Here is a 19221-nt window from a genome sequence, read left to right on the forward strand (position 1 = left end):
TATAAAGCATAATGGGAGATGTGCAAATGAACATAGCAATTGATGCTAGGGGAATAAATTTATATAGGGGTACTGGAATTGGAACATATACTGAAAATTTAGTAAGAGAATTATTAAATATAGATGAGGAAAATTCGTACACCTTGTACTGGTATGGAAATAACTACAAGGATTTTATAAAAAGCAATACTAAAATAAACATAGTTTCAAAAGGATGTCATAGTTTTTTCGAAAAATGCTACTTCCCAGAAAATATAATAAAAAACAGTATAGAAATATATCATGTTCCCCAAAACGGAATAGGTCTGGATCAAAATGTATCATGCATAAAAGTTTCTACAGTTCATGACTTAATTCCATATATAATGCCCGAAACGGTTGGAAAAGGCTACTTGCTAAAATTCTTAAAAAATATGCCTTTTATAATAGAAAACTCTGATGCTATTTTAACCGTATCTGAATACTCTAAAAAAGATATACTCAAATACTTTCCAATAAATGAAGATAAAATATATGTAACTCCACTTGCGGCAAATTATAACTATAAACCCCTAAGCAGGGAACACTGCAAAAAATTTATTGAAAAAAATTATAGCATTAGTGATCCTTTTGTCCTATATCTTGGAGGATTTAGTAAAAGAAAAAATGTAAGAAATCTTATTCTAGCTTTTGCTGATGCAAGTAAAAAGTTGAGTAAAAAACATAATCTAGTAATAATAGGTCTGTGTAGAGATGAACTTGAGAGTTTAAAAGACTTATGTAGACATCTAAATATATCTAATGAAGTTATCTTTACAGGATACATTGGAGAAAGATTTTTACCTGTATTCTATAATGCTTGTGAATTATTTGTGTATCCTTCTCTGTATGAAGGTTTTGGCCTGCCGGTACTTGAAGCAATGAGCTGCAAAACACCTGTTGTAACTTCAAATATATCTTCAATACCAGAAATAGCTGGAGATTCTGCTGTACTTATAAATCCTCTTGATACTTCAGAACTTAGAGATGCAATATTAAATATTCTTGAAGATAGTAAATTAAAACAAAAGTTAAGCATAGAAGGTTTTAATCGCTCCAGAAAATTTTCATGGAAAAACACCTCGAAAAAGACCTTAGAAGCCTATAGTAATATTTATAACACCTTTGCATAATCAAAAAATAAAAATATGCCTAACAAAAATGAATTTAATTTCTGTTGGGCATATTTTTTCCCCTAAATTCTCATTATACCATTTATACCATTAAAATAGAGCAAATAATAAATTAACTTTCTTGAGTAAATTATAGCATAATATTATTTCAAAGTAAACGTTTAAATAAAAACAAAAAATAAATAAGTGCTATTTTATGCACTTATTTAAAAATCAACTCTTATTTATTATATCTATCTGCCAAAGTTTTCTGCATATTTGTTATAATCTCATCAATGCCTTTATTTTGTGCTGCTTCACTACCTATTTCCTTTACTATATAATTCTTTATATCAGAATAATCCTTATAATATTTAACATCTGAAAACATTTTAGCAGCGTTCATATACATTTCATATACATCACATCCGCCCATATAATCATTCTTCTCATGCATTTTATCATAACTATACGCTGATGAGTTACTGGAACATAAAGCATATATTGAGAATTGATTATATGCAGCTTTTTCATTACTTGTAACAAATTTAGCAAACTGCTCTGAGTATGTTTTATTTTTCTCATTATCTGTTACTAAAAGATTCATGCCATCCTTATACGCAGTATTATTTCCCCCCTGTTCAAAAGCTGGCAGCCTTTCAAGTGAAACTTTCCCTTTTAAATTCGGGTAATTTTTCTCCAGATATAAAATTTCTTCTGGAGTTGACATCATTGATACAATTTCTCCTGAAGCAAATGCTTTAGTTATATCCTTCCCAGGTTGAATACTTATATTTGTATTTCCTTTAATTATATCAAAAACAAAACTAGCGGCTTCTTTAAATTTATTATCTTCTATATTTATCTTATCATTGTTATCTAAGAAATTAACTCCTAATTCACTATTTTGAACATCATAAATATCACTTAAATCAGAAAGATAAATTAAATTTTTTCCATTTTGTTTAACCTTGTTTCCTAAATCATTATAGTCCTTCCAGGTTTTTATATCATCCGTATTTATATTTAAACTATGCATTATATCAGACCTATAAAACATAAATACTGGTTGAGTATACCATGGATAACCGTAAACTCTGCTATTCTTTGTTAAATTATGAATCTTATTTGATAAAAACATATCATTTTTTATGTCGCTATCAGAAGATAAATTTACAAGCTTACCACTAAACTTATTGACGAATTTAGATGCACTTAAATCACCAATCTCTACAACATCCGGAAGCTTCAAATTGTCCTTAGTATTATTTTCGTAGTTTTTTATTATATCGTCTTCACTCATAAATACTGTATTAACAGTTATGTAATCATATTTTTTGTTAAAAGCATTAATTTGATCCTTTATTATGTTTTGGTCTTTATTATTTATCCATATAGTTATGCTACTCTTCTTTTGGTTTACCTTTTTATCATGCTTAACTGGTGAAGTATTATTTAATGTATTAGTACAAGCTGATACATAAAAAACCATACTAGAACACATAACTGCAACAAAAATCTTCTTAAGAAATCTCTTCATATTTATTCCCTTCTAAATTTATGTTTTTTAAACACTATAACTATACTTTTACTCAAATTATATAATAACATTTTATTCTTAAGCAGTCTATAAACAAAAGTTATATATTGTATTAACTCCTACCTTTACCATAAAATATCTTATGTTAAATATGATTTTTAAATTATATCATATTTATTCAAAAAAACTTTTTCTCTTGTAAATACTTTTAATTTGTGTTATTTTAACTTGTGTACCGGGGAGTATCTATATTTATAGAACTTCACCTATAGTTTTTTTATTACATATTGTACACAAACTCGCCCATATCGAGAGAGTGGGACTGAAATTTTTATGCCCTTTGATAGAAAAACAAAGGTGTTACGATACTCGCCCTTTAGTGAAGACTATTATAGAATTTCTAGTTAAAAGCTTAATTAGAAATTTTCTGTAACAAATAGCTTTAAGGAGGATTATTAATGAAAAATACCACTGAAACATTTAAAAATTCTAAATTTAAAAAAGAGAAGCTCGTTATGTTAACAGCCTATGATTACTCAACTGCAAAGATAATTGATTCCTGCGACATCAATGGAATTCTCGTTGGAGATTCTCTTGGCATGGTATGTCTCGGATACGAAAATACCTTAAGTGTAACAATGGAAGACATGATTCATCATACAAAAGCTGTAGTACGTGGTGCAAAAAGCACCCTTATTGTAGCTGACTTACCTTTTATGTCATATCAAACTTCAGTTTACGATGCTGTTTTTAACGCCGGTAGGCTTGTCAAAGAAGCTGGTGCTACTGCCATTAAACTTGAGGGCGGTGCTTTAGTCTGCGATAGAATAAAAGCAATCGTGGATGCTCAAATTCCTGTAATGGGCCATATTGGTCTTACTCCCCAATCTGTAAATGCCTTTGGCGGTTTTAAAATTCAGGGAAAAAATATCTCTAAAGCAAAAGAACTAATTGAAGATGCTAAAAAGATAGAAGCAGCTGGAGCCTTTGCTATTACTTTAGAGGGTATTCCTGAGAAACTTGCTAAAATTATAACTGAAAGCATTACAATACCAACTATAGGAATTGGTGCTGGTAAACATTGTGATGGTCAAATACTTGTTTATCAAGATATGCTTGGAATGTTTTCTGATTTGGCGCCTAAATTTGTTAAAAGATATGGTAATATAGGTGACGACATGAAAGAAGCTTTTAATAGTTATGCAAAAGAAGTACGAGAAGGCACATTTCCTGACGAAGCTCACTCATTTAAGATTGATCAGAGCATTATAGACGAAATTACCAAATAAGAAGGGAAGTAAGATATTATGGAAATTTTGCATTCCATTAGTGATGTTAAAAAGTATATAAAGCAATGGAAAAAAGAAGGACTGACTATAGGACTAGTTCCAACTATGGGTTACCTACATGATGGACACAAAAGTCTAATTGAAAGAGCCTCAAAAGAAAACGATAAAGTTATAGTAAGTGACTTTGTAAATCCAATACAATTTGGACCTAATGAAGACCTTGACGTTTATCCTAGAGATTTAGATAGAGACGCTGAGGTTTGCACTAAAGCCGGAGCTTCAATTTTATTTAATCCAGAGCCTTCAGAAATGTACTTTGATGATGCGGTTACATTTGTAAATTCTTCTAAGATTACAGACATACTTTGCGGAGCTAGACGCCCCGGACACTTTCGAGGAGTTTGTACCGTAGTTACAAAATTGTTTAACATAACCTGTCCTGATAGAGCTTATTTTGGTGAAAAAGACGCTCAACAAGTAGCTGTAATTAAAAGGATGGTTAGGGACTTAAATTTTGATATTGAAATAGTAGCATGTCCTATAATTCGTGAAGAAGATGGTCTTGCAAAAAGTTCTAGAAATTCTTATCTTTCTTCTGAAGAGAGAAAAGCTGCAACTATTCTCTCTAAGAGCTTAAACCTTGCAAAAGAACTTCTCGATAACGGAGAGAAAAATGTATATAACATAAAAAAAGCTATAATTATTGAAATAGGAAAAGAACCTCTTGCAAAAATAGATTACGTTGAAGTTGTAGATAGTCTTTCCCTTAAGTCTGTTTCTAAAGTACAGCAATCGATTCTTGTTGCAATTGCTGTTTATATAGGAAAAATACGCCTTATAGATAATTTCACTTGGAATATATAAATAAACTTTTGGAGGAATAAAATGCATTTAAATATGTTAAAATCTAAAATTCATAGAGCAACAGTTGTTCAAGCTGATTTAAATTATGTTGGAAGCATAACTATTGATAGAAACCTTATGGATAAAGCCAATATACTTGAATACGAAAAGGTAGAGATAGCAAATATAAATAATGGTGCTAGATTTGAAACCTACGTAATAGCTGGAGAAGCTGGAAGTGGAATAATATGCCTTAATGGAGCCGCTGCAAGATGTGCCCAAGCTGGCGATAAAGTAATAATTATGTGCTATTGCAGCTTAACACCTGAAGAAGCATCAGAACATAGACCAAAAGTCGTATTTGTAAATGATGACAATAGTATATCTAATGTTACAGAGTACGAAAAGCACGGGACAATTGGCTAAACTATATAAATAAAATGAGTTACAGAAATTTGTAACTCATTTTATTTATTCTCCAAAGATACTTCTTATCCACTCAACACTTAAATTAAACCAGGACGCTAAGTGAGGATTAATATTTCCGCCCCCATCTGTTTCCTTAGTTCCAAGTGCCATGCCATGTTTCCCCTCTGGATAAATATGCATTTCGAAAGAAACTTCAACTTTACTAAGAGCTTCTGTAAACAACATAGAATTTTGAACTGGAACAACCTTATCGTTAAAGGTATGCCATATAAAAGTCGTAGGTGTTTTACCTGTTACATGCTTTTCAATTGATACTTCATCAAGCAATTTCTTGCCTTCATCCCCTAATAAACACTTGAATGATTTTTTATGTGCAAATTTTCCTGAGGTTATTACAGGATAGCACAATATAAGGGCATTTGGTTTCAAGAATTCTTTACTTATCCCATCTACATTAAATAGTTCTTCTTTAAACCAATTTACCCCAAGCAAACCTGCTAGATGACCTCCTGCTGAAAAACCACAAACTGCTATTTTATCCTTATCTATATTCCACTCATCAGCATTTTCTCTTATTATAGAAATAGCTCTTGCGGCATCTAATAATGGCTGTGGATATCTATTAGGAGCAACACTATAATGAAGTACAAACGTGCTAAAGCCAGCTGCATTATAATTTACTGCTATAGGTTCTGCCTCTCTAGAAGATGTATGATTATACCCTCCTCCCGGCAAAATTAAAATTGCAGATCTTTTTTTATCTCCATTTAAAATGTAAGTCTCCATCTTAGGTCTAAAATCACTATTATCACTGCTTTTATAAGAAAATCCTTCCCATATATCAATAATCCTATTTATCATAATAGACTCCCCTTAAAGCTAAAATTAATAGCTTATTTCATCTAAAATTTCACGCTCAACCTTATTTACATCAGGAACATAGCTTTTTATAAATTTAACTTTTCCCTTTACTGTGTATTCACCAAGAGCTGCTGGAATTAGAATACTCTCTCCAAAGCTTATTTTTTCTTTTCCACCTTTATATATTATTTCTCCTTCACCATCAACACACGTAAATATATAAAATCTCTCTTTATCACTTTTTTCAGTTACCTTTTCTAATACATCATAAACCTCAAGGGAAAAATCTCTTCCAAGGCAAAAATATGTTTTTTCATATCCTTCTTTTGTAACTCTTATTCCTTTATTTTTCTTACCCTTAAGATTTAAATTTATAACATCAAGAGCCTTTTCTACATGAAGCTCCCTTCCTCTATTGTAGTCATATACCCTGTAGGTAGTATCACTATTTTGCTGAATTTCAGCAATTGTAACTCCTCCACATATAGCATGAATCATACCACTTCTTACAAGGCAAACATCACCCTTTTTAACAGGTATTCTATTCATATATTTATCTAAACTTCCTGACTCTATTGCCTCTTTAAGCGATTCCTTAGTACAATTTCCTGACGTTCCTACTACTAGAGCTGCTTCTTCTTTTGCATCAACTACATACCAAACTTCTGTTTTACCCATATCATTTTCTACTTTCTTTGCATACTCATCATTTGGATGCACTTGAACAGAAAGATCTGATTTTGCATTTATAAGCTTAATAAGTAAAGGAAACCATTCCTTAGAAAGCTTAGTTCCCATTATTTCAGTACTTTTTTCTTTTATTAATTCATCAAGTTTCTTCCCTTTGAATTCTCCATTACAAATTACACTAGTTCCATTTTTATGACACGCTACATCCCAGCTCTCTCCTATATTTCCATCAGGTAAATCATTTCTGAATTTTTCTAAATCTCTTCCACCCCAAATTTTTTCATAGTATAAGTGTTCAAATTTTAATGGATACATATATACTCGCTGCATAAACATTTAGTATAAGTTATAATGTTATAATGTTTAATGTTAAAGCAGCTCAACCTCCTTTTTTGGTTAAAATAATTGATTATTGCTACTAGTTTTTATTTTAACACAAAATATTAAAAAGTTTAAATATAATATGGTTATTTTATGTAACTTATAAACTTTATTACTTATAGTTTTTTTCACTTACATTCTTTGTTTTAAACTCAAACAGCTTTCCTTCGGTTTTCTCTATTTCATAAATAGGACATTTTATATTTTCTACAACTATTCTTTTTAATTTTTCCTTATTCTCTTCACTACAATTAAGTCCTAAATATATTCCTTCTGGCTTTATAGGACAAACTATTCCCTCATTTTTATCCTCGTAGGCCTTAAGAATTATTCTCCATTCCTTCTCATAACTCCAGCTTACATGTTTTATTTGCATAAGAAAAAAAAGTAAGTACATTCTTTCCTCTGCCTCTTCCTTAAATATCCTCTCTAAAAACTTTGTTATATCATACTTTTCAGTTTCATATCTTATAGGAAAAATATACTTTGAAAATTCACTCATATAATTAAGCTTAGAAAAATCGTATTCTATACAAATACCCGTATGATTATTAGCGTAATGCGCCCACATCGGCATACTATTAAGCTCTTCTGAAAAACAACATACTTTTATGTTTCTTTTTAAGCCATCGATGTATTCATCTATACTTTTTTTGTTGGTGTAATTACAAAGTACTTTCTTATCAAAAAAAACACCACATGAATCAAAGGGATCATTTAATTTATCAGGATTCGCAAACCAAATCTTATTGTTTTTAAGAGCTAGTAATCTTTTTTCATCAATAACTTCATACTTATATAGTCTCCTTGGAAAATGATCAAATTTTAATTTGTAAGCTTCTTCTTTTTCTCCATAGAAAAGCAGCTCAATAAATCTATCTATCCATTCCATTTTGTTTTCTCCTTAAAACTCTGTATATATTTATTCTTACCAATCTTTCTTTATATTATATAATGAAAAAAGAATTCAAGTGTTTTATTGAATACTTGAATTCTTTTTAGCTATTTCTTATTAAGCTTTCCTATAATTTTTTTAATTACAGCAGGATTTTTCATTGCAGAGGACATAACCGCTGCACCATTTGCACCTGAATTTATTAATTCTTGAACATTTTCTTCACTAATACCCCCAATGGCAATTTCAGGTATAGTGATATTTTTAGATATAGAATTTACAAATTCAAGCCCTCTACCTTTTAATCCCGGTTTACAAGCTGTTTCGTATATATTGCCAGCAAGTACATAATCCGCTCCGTTTTCTTCAGCTCTTTTAGCTTCCTCTAAACTATGAATGGACACTCCATTTTTTATAATCTTACTTCCACCATTATTTATAAAATTAACAAAACTTGAATGATATGCATATGCTTTTACTTCTTCAGCCACTCTTAAGCTTCCATTTACAATCAATTTAGCACTATGCTTATCAGTAATAAATTTTATTTTTTTAGCTATTTCATACAACTCGTCATAACCTAAATCCTTTTCTCTAAGAATTACACTGCAAGCACCATACTTAAGCACCTTTTCGACACAACCAAGTAGATCTTTATTTTTAGCTAATTTTCTATTAGTAACTACATAAATCATAGAGCATTTTCAAAATCCTTAAACACAGGATTATATCCTAACTCCTTTATTCTATTATAAACTTCACTTACACTCCTCTTGTCATTTGTATCAAACTGTCCTTCGCCTTTATCCTTGCAGCCATGGCCTCCAACCTCTGTGGACACTCCTGCTGACATTTTTGTAACTCCAATAGGTATAAGTTTATCTCTAAACTCTTTTGGCTCTCTTGTGGTTATATTTGTACCTGCTCTTGGAAGAAACATTTTATATGCTAGAATAACCTGTACAATATTTTTGTCATTAACTTCATATATATCATCAAAGCTTCCAGCATGAGGTCTTATTCTCGGTGCAGACATTGATATTTCAACACTTGGGAACTTTTCTTGAATATATGAAGCATGAAGACCTGTAAAAAATGCCTCACTTCTCCATTTGTAAAGTCCTAAAAGTGCTCCAGTTCCTATTGAGTGGATTCCAGCCTCGCAAACCCTTTCAGGCGCATCAAGTCTAAACTTAAAATTTCTTTTAGGTCCGCTTAAATGAACTTTGGAATACTTTTCTTCATTATATGTCTCTTGATAAATAGTTAAGCTATCCGCACCTGCTTCTACTAACTCTCTATATTCATTAACCTCAAGAGGATATATTTCAATACATATGGAACTAAAATATTTTTTTAAAAGTTTTATTGCATCCTTTATATATGAAACTGGAGTTTGAACTTTTGATTCTCCTGTAAGAAGTATTATATTTCTCATACCTGAACTATATATCGCCCTTGCTTCCTCTTCTATTTCCTCCATTGTGAGCTGTTTTCTCTTTATTTTATTTTTTACATTATATCCACAATAAGCACATCCATTTACACAATAATTAGCAATATATATAGGTGTATAAAGCACCACTGTTTTTCCAAAATTCTTAAGCGAAAGTTCTCTAGCTTTTTGTGCCATATGTTCTAAATACTTTTCTGCAGCTGGAGATAAAAGCTTTAAAAAGTCCATCTCATGGAGAATATCCTTACATAAAATCTTCTCTATATCCCTAGCAGTTACCTTTGAAAAAAAATCATCAAAGTCAAAATCTTTATATTGTTGCAATTTTTTATAAAAACTCATTTACCTACACTTCCTATCTTAAAAATCCTGTAAGAGGAGAAGATGCTGATGCGTATTCTTTTTCCTCTCCTATTTTTGCAACATAGGCCATTCTTCCTGCTTTAACTGCCAAAGAGAATGCTTCTGCCATTAATACTGGATTATCTGCTGTTGCTATAGCCGTATTTACAAGTACCGCATCTGCTCCCATCTCCATAGCCATAGCAGCATCTGATGGTTTTCCTATTCCCGCATCTACAACTACAGGAACTTCATTTATTTCTTCTATTAATATTTTAAGCATTTCCTTAGTTCTAAGTCCTCTATTACTTCCAATTGGTGCTCCCAGTGGCATAACTGCTGCTGCTCCGACATTTACAAGTCTTCTTGCATCCATAAGGTCAGGATTTACATATGGAAGTACTATAAAACCTTCCTTTACCAAAGCCTCTGTTGCCTTTATCGTTTCATAATTATCTGGAAGTAAATATTTATTATCCGATATAACCTCTATCTTAATCCAGTTTCCACAACCTGCTGCCTTAGCTATTCTTGCAAGTCTAATAGCCTCCTCTGCATTTCTAGCTCCTGATGTATTTGGTAAAAGTATTAAATCCTTATCTATAAAATTCAAAATATTATCCTGCTTTGAAGTTATGTCAACTCTTCTAAGTGCTACTGTTATAACCTTTGAATTTGATTTTTCCATGATTTTTGGTATAACTTCATTAGAGGCCAATTTACCTGTCCCAACAAAAAGTCTACTATCTAGTTTAACTCCACCTATTTCTAATTCATCCACTTAAATTCCTCCCAAAACTTTATTCATTTTCCATGATTATTCTAAGTACTTGGTTTGCCTCATGGTTAGCCGCTATATTAACTCTTGGAGCCATAAGACCACAGCCAGGTGCTGCTTCATTTTCTCCATCGCCCACAATATAAAAATTTTTATTTATCTTCTTTGTTACAATGCTGTTACTCGAAAAATACCCTGCCATTCCGGATGCTCCGATTACCTTTTTACCATTCATTTTTGTAAGAACGCTATTTATAAGTTCTGCCTTACATACAGGATTATCAAAAGCCTCAACAATTATATCCACATCTTTAAAAATTTCTTGTGCATTGTTCCCATTTATAAATGTGTCTACTACGTCTACCTTCACAAATGGATTACATTGACTTATTATTTCTTTAAGTGCTTCAGTTTTTTTCATACCTATATGTCTTATAAAATAATGCTGACGATTTAAATTGCTTGGTTCAACTACATCAAAGTCCACAAGTACAAGTCTTCCAACTCCTATTCTTGCAAGGCTTACCGCTGCATTTGAACCAAGTCCTCCAAGACCAGCTATCCCAACAGATGTATTTTTCACTTTTTCATGAACCTTTGGAGTATGCCTCGAAACTAGCTGTGCTTCCATATCTTCTTTTTTAGGAATTTCACCCTTTTTAATAAAAACAACGTTATCTTCTTCTTTTAAACTTAAATCTTTTTTCATAATAAAACCGTTATAAACAACAACATCTGAATCTTTTTTTATCTGCCGTTTTAGCTGCATAAGTGTAGTTCCATTTTTCACATCTAATGATCTTTCATTTACATATACCTTCATTTAACCACCACCAACAAATCTAACTACTTCAACCTTAGACTCACTTGAAAGTTTTTTTTGTTTATACTCATCTTTATTTATGATTTCTAAGTCCACTTCAACAACTACCTGACTACTTTCTATATTCATTTTATCTAAAAGTTCATAAACAGTTATCTCATCATCAAAATTCATATCTTTTCCATTTACTAACACTAAATCACCTCTTTTGGAGAAATAAAAAAGAGAAGCAAATCGCTTCCCTCATAACTTTCTTTCACATTAAAACATATAAACTTCTGCGCAGAATTATATGTAACAAACATGATGCATTAACTCCCTACGTTGGCATTATCCAAATCAGGTTATGAGGGTCTGGAATCACATTCCACTCTCAGCCTGTCTACAGGCTCCCCGTTAACTATATTTAATTTTTACATTTTTAATTTAGCACAATAAAACACAAAATGCAAATTTTATTTTTAAGCGTTTAATGTAAATATTGTATTTATGAGCTTTTAATTGCATATTTATATAATTCCTGGTTATAATTCATAATGCTTACACCTTAAAATTTATGTTTAAAAATTTAAGAATAATATTTTTAAGAAGGATTTTTTAATGATATAATATTGTATAAATATTTACATTAGGAGTCTTTATGGAAAAACATGATAGAATAAATCTAATTTTAAATCACAAAAATTTCAAAACATACTTGCTAAAAAATATGGAGTATGAAAATGGCAGAAAGTTTTGTCTTCACAATTTAGAACACTTTCTTGATGTTGCAAGAATTGCATATATAATGGTTCTAGAAAAAAATCTTGCTATAAAAAAAGACATAATCTATGCTTCTGCTCTTCTCCATGATATAGGACGATGGCAGCAATATGAAAGTGGAATTTCTCATTCTAAAGCAAGTTCAATTTTAGCAGCTAATATCCTAAAAGACTGTGAATTCAACGATTCTGAAAGCACCCTTATAATTGAAGCAATAAAAAGTCATGGAGAAGCAAACACTCTCTCGGATTTAAGCGCCATATTATATAAAAGCGATAAGCTTTCTAGGAATTGCTTTAATTGCTCTGCTTATAAAGAATGTAATTGGAGTTACAATAAAAAAAATTCAAGCATAATATATTAAGGAGTAAAAAATGAAAATAGCGAATAAAGATTTTATACTTGGAGAAAGAACTTACATAATGGGAATTTTAAATGTTACACCTGATTCTTTTTCTGATGGAGGAAAATTTAATAATTTAGACAATGCTTTAAAACATGCAGCTAAGCTCATAGAAGATGGCGCTGATATAATTGATATCGGTGGTGAATCCACAAGACCAAACCACTCTTCTGTTGACAAAAATGAGGAACTAGAACGGGTTATTCCAATAATAGAAGCCGTATCGCACGAATTTGATATTCCAATTTCTATAGATACCTATAAGGGCGAAGTTGCAGAGGCCGCATTAGAATCTGGTGCGCACCTTATAAATGATGTATGGGGTTTCAAAAAAGATACATATATGGCTAAGGTAGCTGCGAAATATGATGTTCCTTGTTGTCTAATGCATAATAGAGAAAATAACGATTATAGTAACTTTCTTCAAGATGTTATAGATGATTTAAAAGAAAGTATAGATATAGCAATAAATGCTGGTGTTAAACCAGAAAATATAATGATAGATCCTGGAATAGGTTTTGCAAAAGACTTCAATCAAAATTTGCTTTTAATGAATAATTTAGAAAAATTAAATGTTTTAAATTTCCCTATTCTTTTGGGCACTTCTAGAAAATCAATGATAGGCAATATTTTAAATTTGCCTCCCAACAAAAGAGTTGAGGGTACAGTTGCTACTTCAGTCATAGGTGTAGTCAAAGGCTGTGATTTTATTAGAGTTCATGACGTTCTTGAAAATAAACGAGCTTGTATGGTAGCTGATGCAATAATAAGGAGATGATTATATTGGACAAAATAACTATAGAAGATCTTGAAATATTTGCGAACCACGGTGTTCTAGGAGAAGAAAAAGTATTAGGACAAAAATTCTTATTATCTCTATACCTTACTTTAGATTTAAGAAAACCTGGATTGTCAAAAACTTTGAGCGATACAGTAAATTACGCTGAACTCTCTGATAGAGTAGAAGAAGAATTTCAGAGGGAAAATTTCGATTTAATTGAAACTGCTGCTGAAAAAGTAGCCGAGTTTATTTTACTAAATTACGATTTAATTCAATCTGTAAAAGTAATTTTAAAAAAACCTTGGGCTCCTGTAAAAAAACATTTAAAGTATGTTTCTGTAGAAATAGAACGAAGTTGGCATACAGTTTATATAGGCCTTGGATCAAATATTGCAGATAAATCACAAAATTTAAAAGATGCTCTTAAAATTATCGATGACAACTATTTATGCAAAATCACAAAAACTTCTAACTTCTATACTACAAGACCTGTTGGATATCTAAACCAAGATAATTTTTTAAACTGCGCTGCTGAAGTAAAAACTTTAATGACACCAAATGAGCTTATGGACTTTTTCCTTGAAACAGAGAAGTCGCTTAAACGCGAACGAAAAATACATTGGGGTCCTCGAACCATAGATATTGATATTTTACTTTACGATGATTTAGTTACCTATGATCCTCACTGCACAATCCCCCATCCTAGAATGGCAGAAAGACTTTTTGTCATAACTCCATTATGTGATATAAACCCATACTTGGTTCATCCTATATCCAATAAGAGATTAATTAATATAAAGAATGTCTTATCAAAAACACAATCTCTATAAATTCAAAAAGTAAATCTTATGGAACTTAATACCTTAAGATTTACTTTTTCTCATGTATGTACTATAATGAAATAAAAAATATATGTGCTAGGGGTGCCTTTAGGCTGAGAAACAGTTTGTCACGTTAACCCTTAACCTGATCTGGATAATACCAGCGTAGGGAAGCAGTTTGAATTTTGAATTACTTGCTGTAATTTGCAGTTGATCTGTTTTCTACTGTTGATTACAGCTTTTTATTTTTTGTTTACCTTAAATCCACATATAATTTAGGAGGTTTTGTTATGGACAATTTTTCATTCTCTAAAAGTATTAAGACGATATCACAAAGTCCATCCGCTATAGCTACTCTTGTAGGTGTTTTAATATTAATAGCTGTTTTACTAAAGGTAAAAAAAATAAAATTCACTACAAAATTAGTAGCTCAAGTTGGAGTTGTTTTGGCACTTTCAACTGTTCTAAGTTTATTTAAAATATACAAATTACCACAAGGAGGAAGTGTTACTTTAGGAAGCATGGTTCCTATACTACTAATTGCCTTCTTTTATGGTCCTGAAGTAGGATTTTTAACCGGCTTTCTATTTGGAATAATAGATCTTATGCTAGAACCATATCTACTTCATCCGATTCAGGTACTTTTCGATTATCCTCTACCATATATGGCTTTAGGCTTTGCTGGCTATTTTAAAAATAAAAAACTTTTAGGAACTGTTACTGCTGTTTTTATAAGATTTTTATTCCATGTTATATCAGGTGTTGTTTTCTTTGCTAGCAGTGCTCCTAAAGGACAATCTCCTCTTATATATTCTATAGTATATAATGGTTCCTTTTTATCCATTGATTGCATAATTTGTCTTGTGATAATAGCAATAATTCCATTGAAACGTCTATACACCATATCTACCTCAAATAATTAAAACATAATTAAAAGGGACAGTTAATAGTGAATCTGTCCCCTTTGATTTTTACTATGGCTGTCTAAACTTAACCATCAATATTCCAAATGCAATTTTTAATATTCCATCTATAATTCCTATGTAATAAAAACTTATTTCTATATGCATCATTCCATATATAGCATTGACACCTACTAAAAATGCTAATACTAAAAGAAGTTTTCCATGAACTACTGAAAAAGGTACAAAGTGAATAGCAGTTGCTAAAAAAGCTGCAAGCCATATCATTCTAAAATTTTGTTCTCCAAAGTATCTTCCTCCAATAATTCCTGCAGTCACAAACATTACTATTATAGATATGTTTGCCATTTTACTTTGAAAGCTTGAATTTTTTCCGTAAGATAAATATTTTTTTATAAATTCTGTTCTAAATATAATAATCATTCCTAAAGCATATCCTATAGAAAATATACCAGGATTCACACAATTTTCTCCTCCAAACATAGTTCCTAATATTATTATAATACCTATCCAAATAAGCCATACTCCGCAGGGTCCCTTATTTAAAAATTTTATCTCTTCATTTTCCTTATATCCTAATTTATTAAGTATCATTTCCATAATGTTTTCCCCCTTCATTTAACTTCAACCTATGGTTTCATTATACAGAGTATTTCATTATGGTGCCATTGAACTAAGTCATGAGTCTAGTTTTGTAGACATTACTTTTGTCACCCTATTCATTTATTGTTCTTCTAAATTGCGCCGCTCCTATTACAAAGAAAACTAATGCAAAAAGAATTAAAACTGCAATGTGAGGTAAAATACTGTGCACTCCAACGTTTTCAAGAGAAATTTTATTCAGTGCTTCTACTGCCCATTTTTGAGGAGTAAAGTATGCTATCTTCTTCATTACACTTGGAAGATTAGGTATACTATCTAACGGTATAAAACTTCCTCCCACTGCAGAAGTCAAAGTTACTGTAAGTGACACTACAGATGATATATGAGTTTCTCTTTTTGCCCACCTTACAACAACAAGTCCTGCACTTAATACAACCAAGTTAAGTACCGCGAAAATTAGCATTACAGCCATAATGGATTTTCCAAAATATACGTGAAGAAAATTTTTTGTTACAAATACAAGTATGGAAGATTGTATAAATAAAAGTCCAAACATGGCAAGTAATATTGACATCAATATTGACGAATTTTTATTAGGTGTAGACATACTCCTTTTAAGTATTTTTTTCCTTTTAAGTTCATATATATCTGTAACTATATAAATCATTGAATACATCAGAAAATTTATGATTAGATTTGTGGATAATATCCCAGAAAGCGGTCTTGTACTTTCATTGTTTAGATACCTTGAAGTTACCTCTACATACGTGTTTTTCATGTTATCTTTAATTTCTCTATTAAATTTATTTTGGTTTACCTTAATTCCAAACGCTCTTGTTTCACTGAAAGCTTTACTTAAAACCATTTGTTTCCCGATATATGAATTAAATTGATTAAGAACAGCAGTATCAACGTTACTGTTTAAAGCCTTTACAATATTAATTGATGGCTTTTCCCCACTTTTAATATTCTGTGTGAAATTCTTAGGTATAACTACGCAAATTGATGCTGCATTTCTCTTTATTTCCACTTCACCCTCTTTATAAGAAACTTCATGTATAGAAAAATTACTTTTGTCTAATATTTTTAATAATTTCTTTCCTTCTTTTCCTGTATCATTATTTACAACTGCAATATTTATTGTTGTATTTGAACTCACTCCGTTAGAAAAAAAAGCTACCAAGCTAACAACTATAGTTGGAAATAAAATTGTTATAATAAATCCTCTTTTATTCTGAACTAAAATTCTCTTTAGATGTAAAAATGCCATATATATCATATTAGATTCCTCCATAGCACTTGCTTTTTCTAATAGCAACTACTGTTCCTATAACCATTCCAAGTAGCCCAACTAAGAACATTATACTTAAGTTCACAAACACACTTTTGATACTATAACCAAGTGCTATCTTATTATAAGCATCTGTAATCCAATAATTTAGAGTGAGCTTCATATACTTAAATTTTACTGCTGCTTCATCTACATAATAAAATGCTCCTCCAAAAGCTGAATAAAGCATTATAAACGGCATACAAATAGTATTCATAGTTTTAGTTTTCTTAAATATACTCATAAGAAGTGATGCTAATCCTGTCATTGCAAAAGCCTGAAATAAAATTGTTATAAAAACTTCAAATCCTTTACCTCCAAAATTATTTCCAAGCATAAACCTTATACCTACATAAACACATATAAAGACTATAGTAATAACAAAACAAAATACTATTTTCTCAATGAATAGTTGAAAATAATTTACAGTAGTAGACATCATTCTACTCATAGTACCCGTTTTAATCTCCTGCGTCATTATACTTGCCGTAACTAATGTTATAAAAAATCCCGTAAATGCAAGCATTGCACTTGCGTAATACTGTCTTGCAGTTATCTTTTTTTCAAGCTCAAAATTAGTTGTCGTTGAATAGTTGTCTGTACTTAATTTAGCAACTCTAACCAATAATCTAGGCATTACTTCTTCTAATCTTTTCTTATCATTGGTATTTTCTTTTAAGGTTTTTGCCACTGCACTGTTATTATTTAAAACATCTAAGTAGGAATTTATAATCTCGTACACCACTTCAGTTTTTTCTCCCGCTATTGGTGATTTTATCATTTCTATGTTAGTTTTTTTGTTTTCATCAATTCTATCTGAAAAGTTCTCTGGAATTATTATTGCAGCGCTTACACTTCCATCCTCAATTTTAGCTTGTATACTTTTAAAGTTGTCTATATATTTTACATCTATAAAACTTTTAACTCTTGAATTTTTAAAAACCATCTCTAATTTCTTTGCATAAATTCCCTTATCCTTATTTAAGATAACAACTTTGATCTTGGGTAACTTTACTTCTGGATTTACCTGATTCTTATATATAGCTCCATATAAAATAGATAAAGCTATAGGAAAAATTAAAAGTGTAAATATGTATAGTTTTATGCCTGATAAAAACTTCTTTAAATCCTTAATAAATAGTGCTTTAAATACCATAATCAATCCCCCTAATCTCTTAACCTCTTACCTGTTAAGCTCAAAAACACATCTTCAAGACTAGGAGAATTCACCTTTATATTTTTTATCTTAACTTCCATTTTGATTAATTCTTCAATTACAGCATTTAAGCTATCACCTGAATTCTTTATGACAATATCAAGCTCCCTTGAAGAATACTTTACCCTTCTTACACCTTCAATGCTTTTTAATCGTATGTCCATTTCTTCTTCATAGCCTTCAACAAATATTCTAGCATTTTCTTCATCATTAACCATTTTCTTTATGTCTTCCTTTTGTCCAATAGTTATTATTTTACCTTCATCCATTATTGCAAGCTTATCACATAAATGTTCTGCTTCCTCCATATAATGAGTAGTGTAAATAATAGTAGTTTTAAACTTTTTATTTAACTCCTTTGTATACTCAAGTATATGATTTCTTGATTGAGGATCTATTCCCACCGTAGGTTCATCCATTATTATTAGCCTCGGATGATGCATTACAGCTGCCGCTATATTCAACCTTCTTTTCATACCACCTGAATAATTTTTAACCTTATCCCTTATTTTATCTTGAAGTCCAGATGCCTCTATTACTTCTTTTATTCTATCTTTAAGAAGTGCTCCTTTAAGTTTGTACATACTTCCCCAAAACTTTAAATTATCCATGCCAGAAAGCTCCTCATAAAGACATATATCCTGTGGAACAAGTCCAATACAAGCTTTTGCTTTTATCTTTTCTTTATCTATATCATTTCCATCTATACTTATAGTTCCTTTATCCTTTTTTATTAGCCCACAAATCATTGATATAAGAGTTGATTTTCCAGCCCCATTGGGCCCTAAAAGTCCAAATATTTCTCCCTCTTCTATACTTAGAGTTACATTATCAATTGCTAATTTATCATTATATCTTTTAGTTACATCGTTTATTTCTAAAATATCCATGACCCATATCTCTCCTTTATTTTATAAATTCATTA

The 19221-nt window shown here is 30.7% G+C and carries 21 protein-coding genes and 2 riboswitches; of the genes, 8 read left to right on the forward strand and 13 right to left on the reverse strand.

Annotated elements, in window-relative coordinates; translation table 11 throughout:
* Positions 1 to 26 precede the first annotated feature (26 nt).
* Positions 27 to 1151 carry a glycosyltransferase family 4 protein gene (locus CA_RS14980; RefSeq protein ID WP_010966194.1) on the forward strand — a complete coding sequence of 375 codons (1125 nt, stop codon included), beginning with the start codon at positions 27 to 29 and terminating at the stop codon, positions 1149 to 1151.
* 220 nt (positions 1152 to 1371) lie between these two features.
* Here CA_RS14980 and CA_RS14985 read toward each other — a convergent pair whose 3' ends face one another.
* A complete protein-coding gene (locus CA_RS14985) occupies positions 1372 to 2670 on the reverse strand; it encodes an ABC transporter substrate-binding protein (RefSeq protein ID WP_010966195.1) in 1299 nt (432 codons plus the stop codon).
* 458 nt (positions 2671 to 3128) lie between these two features.
* Here CA_RS14985 and panB point away from each other — a divergent pair, with 458 nt between their 5' ends.
* The 3 genes from panB to panD are packed head-to-tail and all read left to right on the forward strand — an operon-like array spanning position 3129 to position 5228.
* Positions 3129 to 3959, forward strand: a complete 831-nt coding sequence (gene panB, locus CA_RS14995; protein ID WP_010966197.1) for a 3-methyl-2-oxobutanoate hydroxymethyltransferase — start codon at positions 3129 to 3131, stop codon at positions 3957 to 3959.
* Between the two features lie 18 nt (positions 3960 to 3977).
* Entirely contained in the window at positions 3978 to 4823 is an 846-nt protein-coding gene (gene panC / locus CA_RS15000; protein ID WP_010966198.1) for a pantoate--beta-alanine ligase, read from the forward strand.
* A 21-nt stretch (positions 4824 to 4844) separates the two neighbouring features.
* Positions 4845 to 5228, forward strand: a complete 384-nt coding sequence (gene panD / locus CA_RS15005) for an aspartate 1-decarboxylase (protein ID WP_010966199.1) — start codon at positions 4845 to 4847, stop codon at positions 5226 to 5228.
* 45 nt (positions 5229 to 5273) lie between these two features.
* Here panD and CA_RS15010 read toward each other — a convergent pair whose 3' ends face one another.
* The 8 genes from CA_RS15010 to thiS form a co-directional block, all read right to left on the reverse strand.
* Complete coding sequence (locus CA_RS15010; RefSeq protein WP_010966200.1) at positions 5274 to 6092, reverse strand: alpha/beta hydrolase; 819 nt, start codon at positions 6090 to 6092, stop codon at positions 5274 to 5276.
* Positions 6093 to 6116: 24 nt separating this feature from the next.
* Positions 6117 to 7097, reverse strand: a complete 981-nt coding sequence (locus CA_RS15015) for a type I phosphomannose isomerase catalytic subunit (RefSeq protein ID WP_010966201.1) — start codon at positions 7095 to 7097, stop codon at positions 6117 to 6119.
* Positions 7098 to 7275: 178 nt separating this feature from the next.
* The gene (locus CA_RS15020) at positions 7276 to 8055 is read right to left on the reverse strand and encodes a DUF2971 domain-containing protein (RefSeq protein ID WP_010966202.1); all 780 of its coding nucleotides are present in this window, start codon (positions 8053 to 8055) and stop codon (positions 7276 to 7278) included.
* A 110-nt stretch (positions 8056 to 8165) separates the two neighbouring features.
* The gene (locus CA_RS15025) at positions 8166 to 8753 is read right to left on the reverse strand and encodes a thiamine phosphate synthase (protein WP_010966203.1); all 588 of its coding nucleotides are present in this window, start codon (positions 8751 to 8753) and stop codon (positions 8166 to 8168) included.
* Complete coding sequence (gene thiH, locus CA_RS15030) at positions 8750 to 9856, reverse strand: 2-iminoacetate synthase ThiH (RefSeq protein ID WP_010966204.1); 1107 nt, start codon at positions 9854 to 9856, stop codon at positions 8750 to 8752. Before thiH ends, CA_RS15025 begins: the two co-directional genes overlap by 4 nt.
* A gap of 13 nt (positions 9857 to 9869) precedes the next feature.
* Positions 9870 to 10637, reverse strand: coding sequence for a thiazole synthase (locus CA_RS15035; protein WP_010966205.1), 768 nt, complete (start codon positions 10635 to 10637; stop codon positions 9870 to 9872).
* A gap of 19 nt (positions 10638 to 10656) precedes the next feature.
* Positions 10657 to 11457, reverse strand: coding sequence for a sulfur carrier protein ThiS adenylyltransferase ThiF (gene thiF / locus CA_RS15040; protein WP_010966206.1), 801 nt, complete (start codon positions 11455 to 11457; stop codon positions 10657 to 10659).
* Positions 11458 to 11652, reverse strand: coding sequence for a sulfur carrier protein ThiS (gene thiS, locus CA_RS15045; protein WP_010966207.1), 195 nt, complete (start codon positions 11650 to 11652; stop codon positions 11458 to 11460).
* A gap of 103 nt (positions 11653 to 11755) precedes the next feature.
* A riboswitch (TPP riboswitch) is annotated at positions 11756 to 11863 on the reverse strand.
* Positions 11864 to 12097: 234 nt separating this feature from the next.
* Between thiS and CA_RS15050 the strand changes: the two genes are divergently transcribed.
* The 4 genes from CA_RS15050 to thiT all read left to right on the forward strand — a co-directional run bounded on the left by CA_RS15050 (position 12098) and on the right by thiT (position 15147).
* The gene (locus tag CA_RS15050; protein ID WP_010966208.1) at positions 12098 to 12583 is read left to right on the forward strand and encodes an HD domain-containing protein; all 486 of its coding nucleotides are present in this window, start codon (positions 12098 to 12100) and stop codon (positions 12581 to 12583) included.
* Positions 12584 to 12593: 10 nt separating this feature from the next.
* On the forward strand, positions 12594 to 13400 hold the full coding sequence (gene folP / locus CA_RS15055) for a dihydropteroate synthase (protein ID WP_010966209.1): 807 nt from the start codon (positions 12594 to 12596) through the stop codon (positions 13398 to 13400).
* Between the two features lie 5 nt (positions 13401 to 13405).
* Positions 13406 to 14233, forward strand: coding sequence for a 2-amino-4-hydroxy-6-hydroxymethyldihydropteridine diphosphokinase (gene folK, locus CA_RS15060; RefSeq protein ID WP_010966210.1), 828 nt, complete (start codon positions 13406 to 13408; stop codon positions 14231 to 14233).
* Between the two features lie 79 nt (positions 14234 to 14312).
* A riboswitch (TPP riboswitch) is annotated at positions 14313 to 14413 on the forward strand.
* Between the two features lie 101 nt (positions 14414 to 14514).
* Positions 14515 to 15147, forward strand: coding sequence for an energy-coupled thiamine transporter ThiT (gene thiT, locus CA_RS15065; protein WP_010966211.1), 633 nt, complete (start codon positions 14515 to 14517; stop codon positions 15145 to 15147).
* Positions 15148 to 15198: 51 nt separating this feature from the next.
* Here thiT and CA_RS15070 read toward each other — a convergent pair whose 3' ends face one another.
* The 4 genes from CA_RS15070 to CA_RS15085 form a co-directional block, all read right to left on the reverse strand.
* Positions 15199 to 15747, reverse strand: a complete 549-nt coding sequence (locus CA_RS15070; RefSeq protein ID WP_014519018.1) for a DUF6609 family protein — start codon at positions 15745 to 15747, stop codon at positions 15199 to 15201.
* Positions 15748 to 15862: 115 nt separating this feature from the next.
* Complete coding sequence (locus tag CA_RS15075) at positions 15863 to 17029, reverse strand: ABC transporter permease (protein WP_010966213.1); 1167 nt, start codon at positions 17027 to 17029, stop codon at positions 15863 to 15865.
* 1 nt (position 17030) lies between these two features.
* Positions 17031 to 18236 (reverse strand): ABC transporter permease, encoded by a 1206-nt coding sequence (locus CA_RS15080; RefSeq protein WP_010966214.1) that lies wholly within the window; start codon positions 18234 to 18236, stop codon positions 17031 to 17033.
* A gap of 11 nt (positions 18237 to 18247) precedes the next feature.
* Complete coding sequence (locus CA_RS15085; RefSeq protein ID WP_010966215.1) at positions 18248 to 19186, reverse strand: ABC transporter ATP-binding protein; 939 nt, start codon at positions 19184 to 19186, stop codon at positions 18248 to 18250.
* Positions 19187 to 19221: the final 35 nt, after the last annotated feature.

This window comes from Clostridium acetobutylicum ATCC 824 (assembly GCF_000008765.1).
In the GTDB taxonomy this organism is placed as follows: Bacteria; Bacillota; Clostridia; order Clostridiales; family Clostridiaceae; genus Clostridium_S; species Clostridium_S acetobutylicum.

Coding starts and splice junctions, on each gene's coding strand:
- CA_RS14980 (WP_010966194.1), top strand. CDS start 27: ATGAACATAGCAATTGATGCTAGGGGAATAAATTTATATAGGGGTACT.
- CA_RS14985 (WP_010966195.1), bottom strand. CDS start 2,670: ATGAAGAGATTTCTTAAGAAGATTTTTGTTGCAGTTATGTGTTCTAGT.
- panB (WP_010966197.1), top strand. CDS start 3,129: ATGAAAAATACCACTGAAACATTTAAAAATTCTAAATTTAAAAAAGAG.
- panC (WP_010966198.1), top strand. CDS start 3,978: ATGGAAATTTTGCATTCCATTAGTGATGTTAAAAAGTATATAAAGCAA.
- panD (WP_010966199.1), top strand. CDS start 4,845: ATGCATTTAAATATGTTAAAATCTAAAATTCATAGAGCAACAGTTGTT.
- CA_RS15010 (WP_010966200.1), bottom strand. CDS start 6,092: ATGATAAATAGGATTATTGATATATGGGAAGGATTTTCTTATAAAAGC.
- CA_RS15015 (WP_010966201.1), bottom strand. CDS start 7,097: ATGTATCCATTAAAATTTGAACACTTATACTATGAAAAAATTTGGGGT.
- CA_RS15020 (WP_010966202.1), bottom strand. CDS start 8,055: ATGGAATGGATAGATAGATTTATTGAGCTGCTTTTCTATGGAGAAAAA.
- CA_RS15025 (WP_010966203.1), bottom strand. CDS start 8,753: ATGATTTATGTAGTTACTAATAGAAAATTAGCTAAAAATAAAGATCTA.
- thiH (WP_010966204.1), bottom strand. CDS start 9,856: ATGAGTTTTTATAAAAAATTGCAACAATATAAAGATTTTGACTTTGAT.
- thiF (WP_010966206.1), bottom strand. CDS start 11,457: ATGAAGGTATATGTAAATGAAAGATCATTAGATGTGAAAAATGGAACT.
- CA_RS15050 (WP_010966208.1), top strand. CDS start 12,098: ATGGAAAAACATGATAGAATAAATCTAATTTTAAATCACAAAAATTTC.
- folP (WP_010966209.1), top strand. CDS start 12,594: ATGAAAATAGCGAATAAAGATTTTATACTTGGAGAAAGAACTTACATA.
- thiT (WP_010966211.1), top strand. CDS start 14,515: ATGGACAATTTTTCATTCTCTAAAAGTATTAAGACGATATCACAAAGT.
- CA_RS15070 (WP_014519018.1), bottom strand. CDS start 15,747: ATGGAAATGATACTTAATAAATTAGGATATAAGGAAAATGAAGAGATA.
- CA_RS15075 (WP_010966213.1), bottom strand. CDS start 17,029: ATGATATATATGGCATTTTTACATCTAAAGAGAATTTTAGTTCAGAAT.
- CA_RS15080 (WP_010966214.1), bottom strand. CDS start 18,236: ATGGTATTTAAAGCACTATTTATTAAGGATTTAAAGAAGTTTTTATCA.
- CA_RS15085 (WP_010966215.1), bottom strand. CDS start 19,186: ATGGATATTTTAGAAATAAACGATGTAACTAAAAGATATAATGATAAA.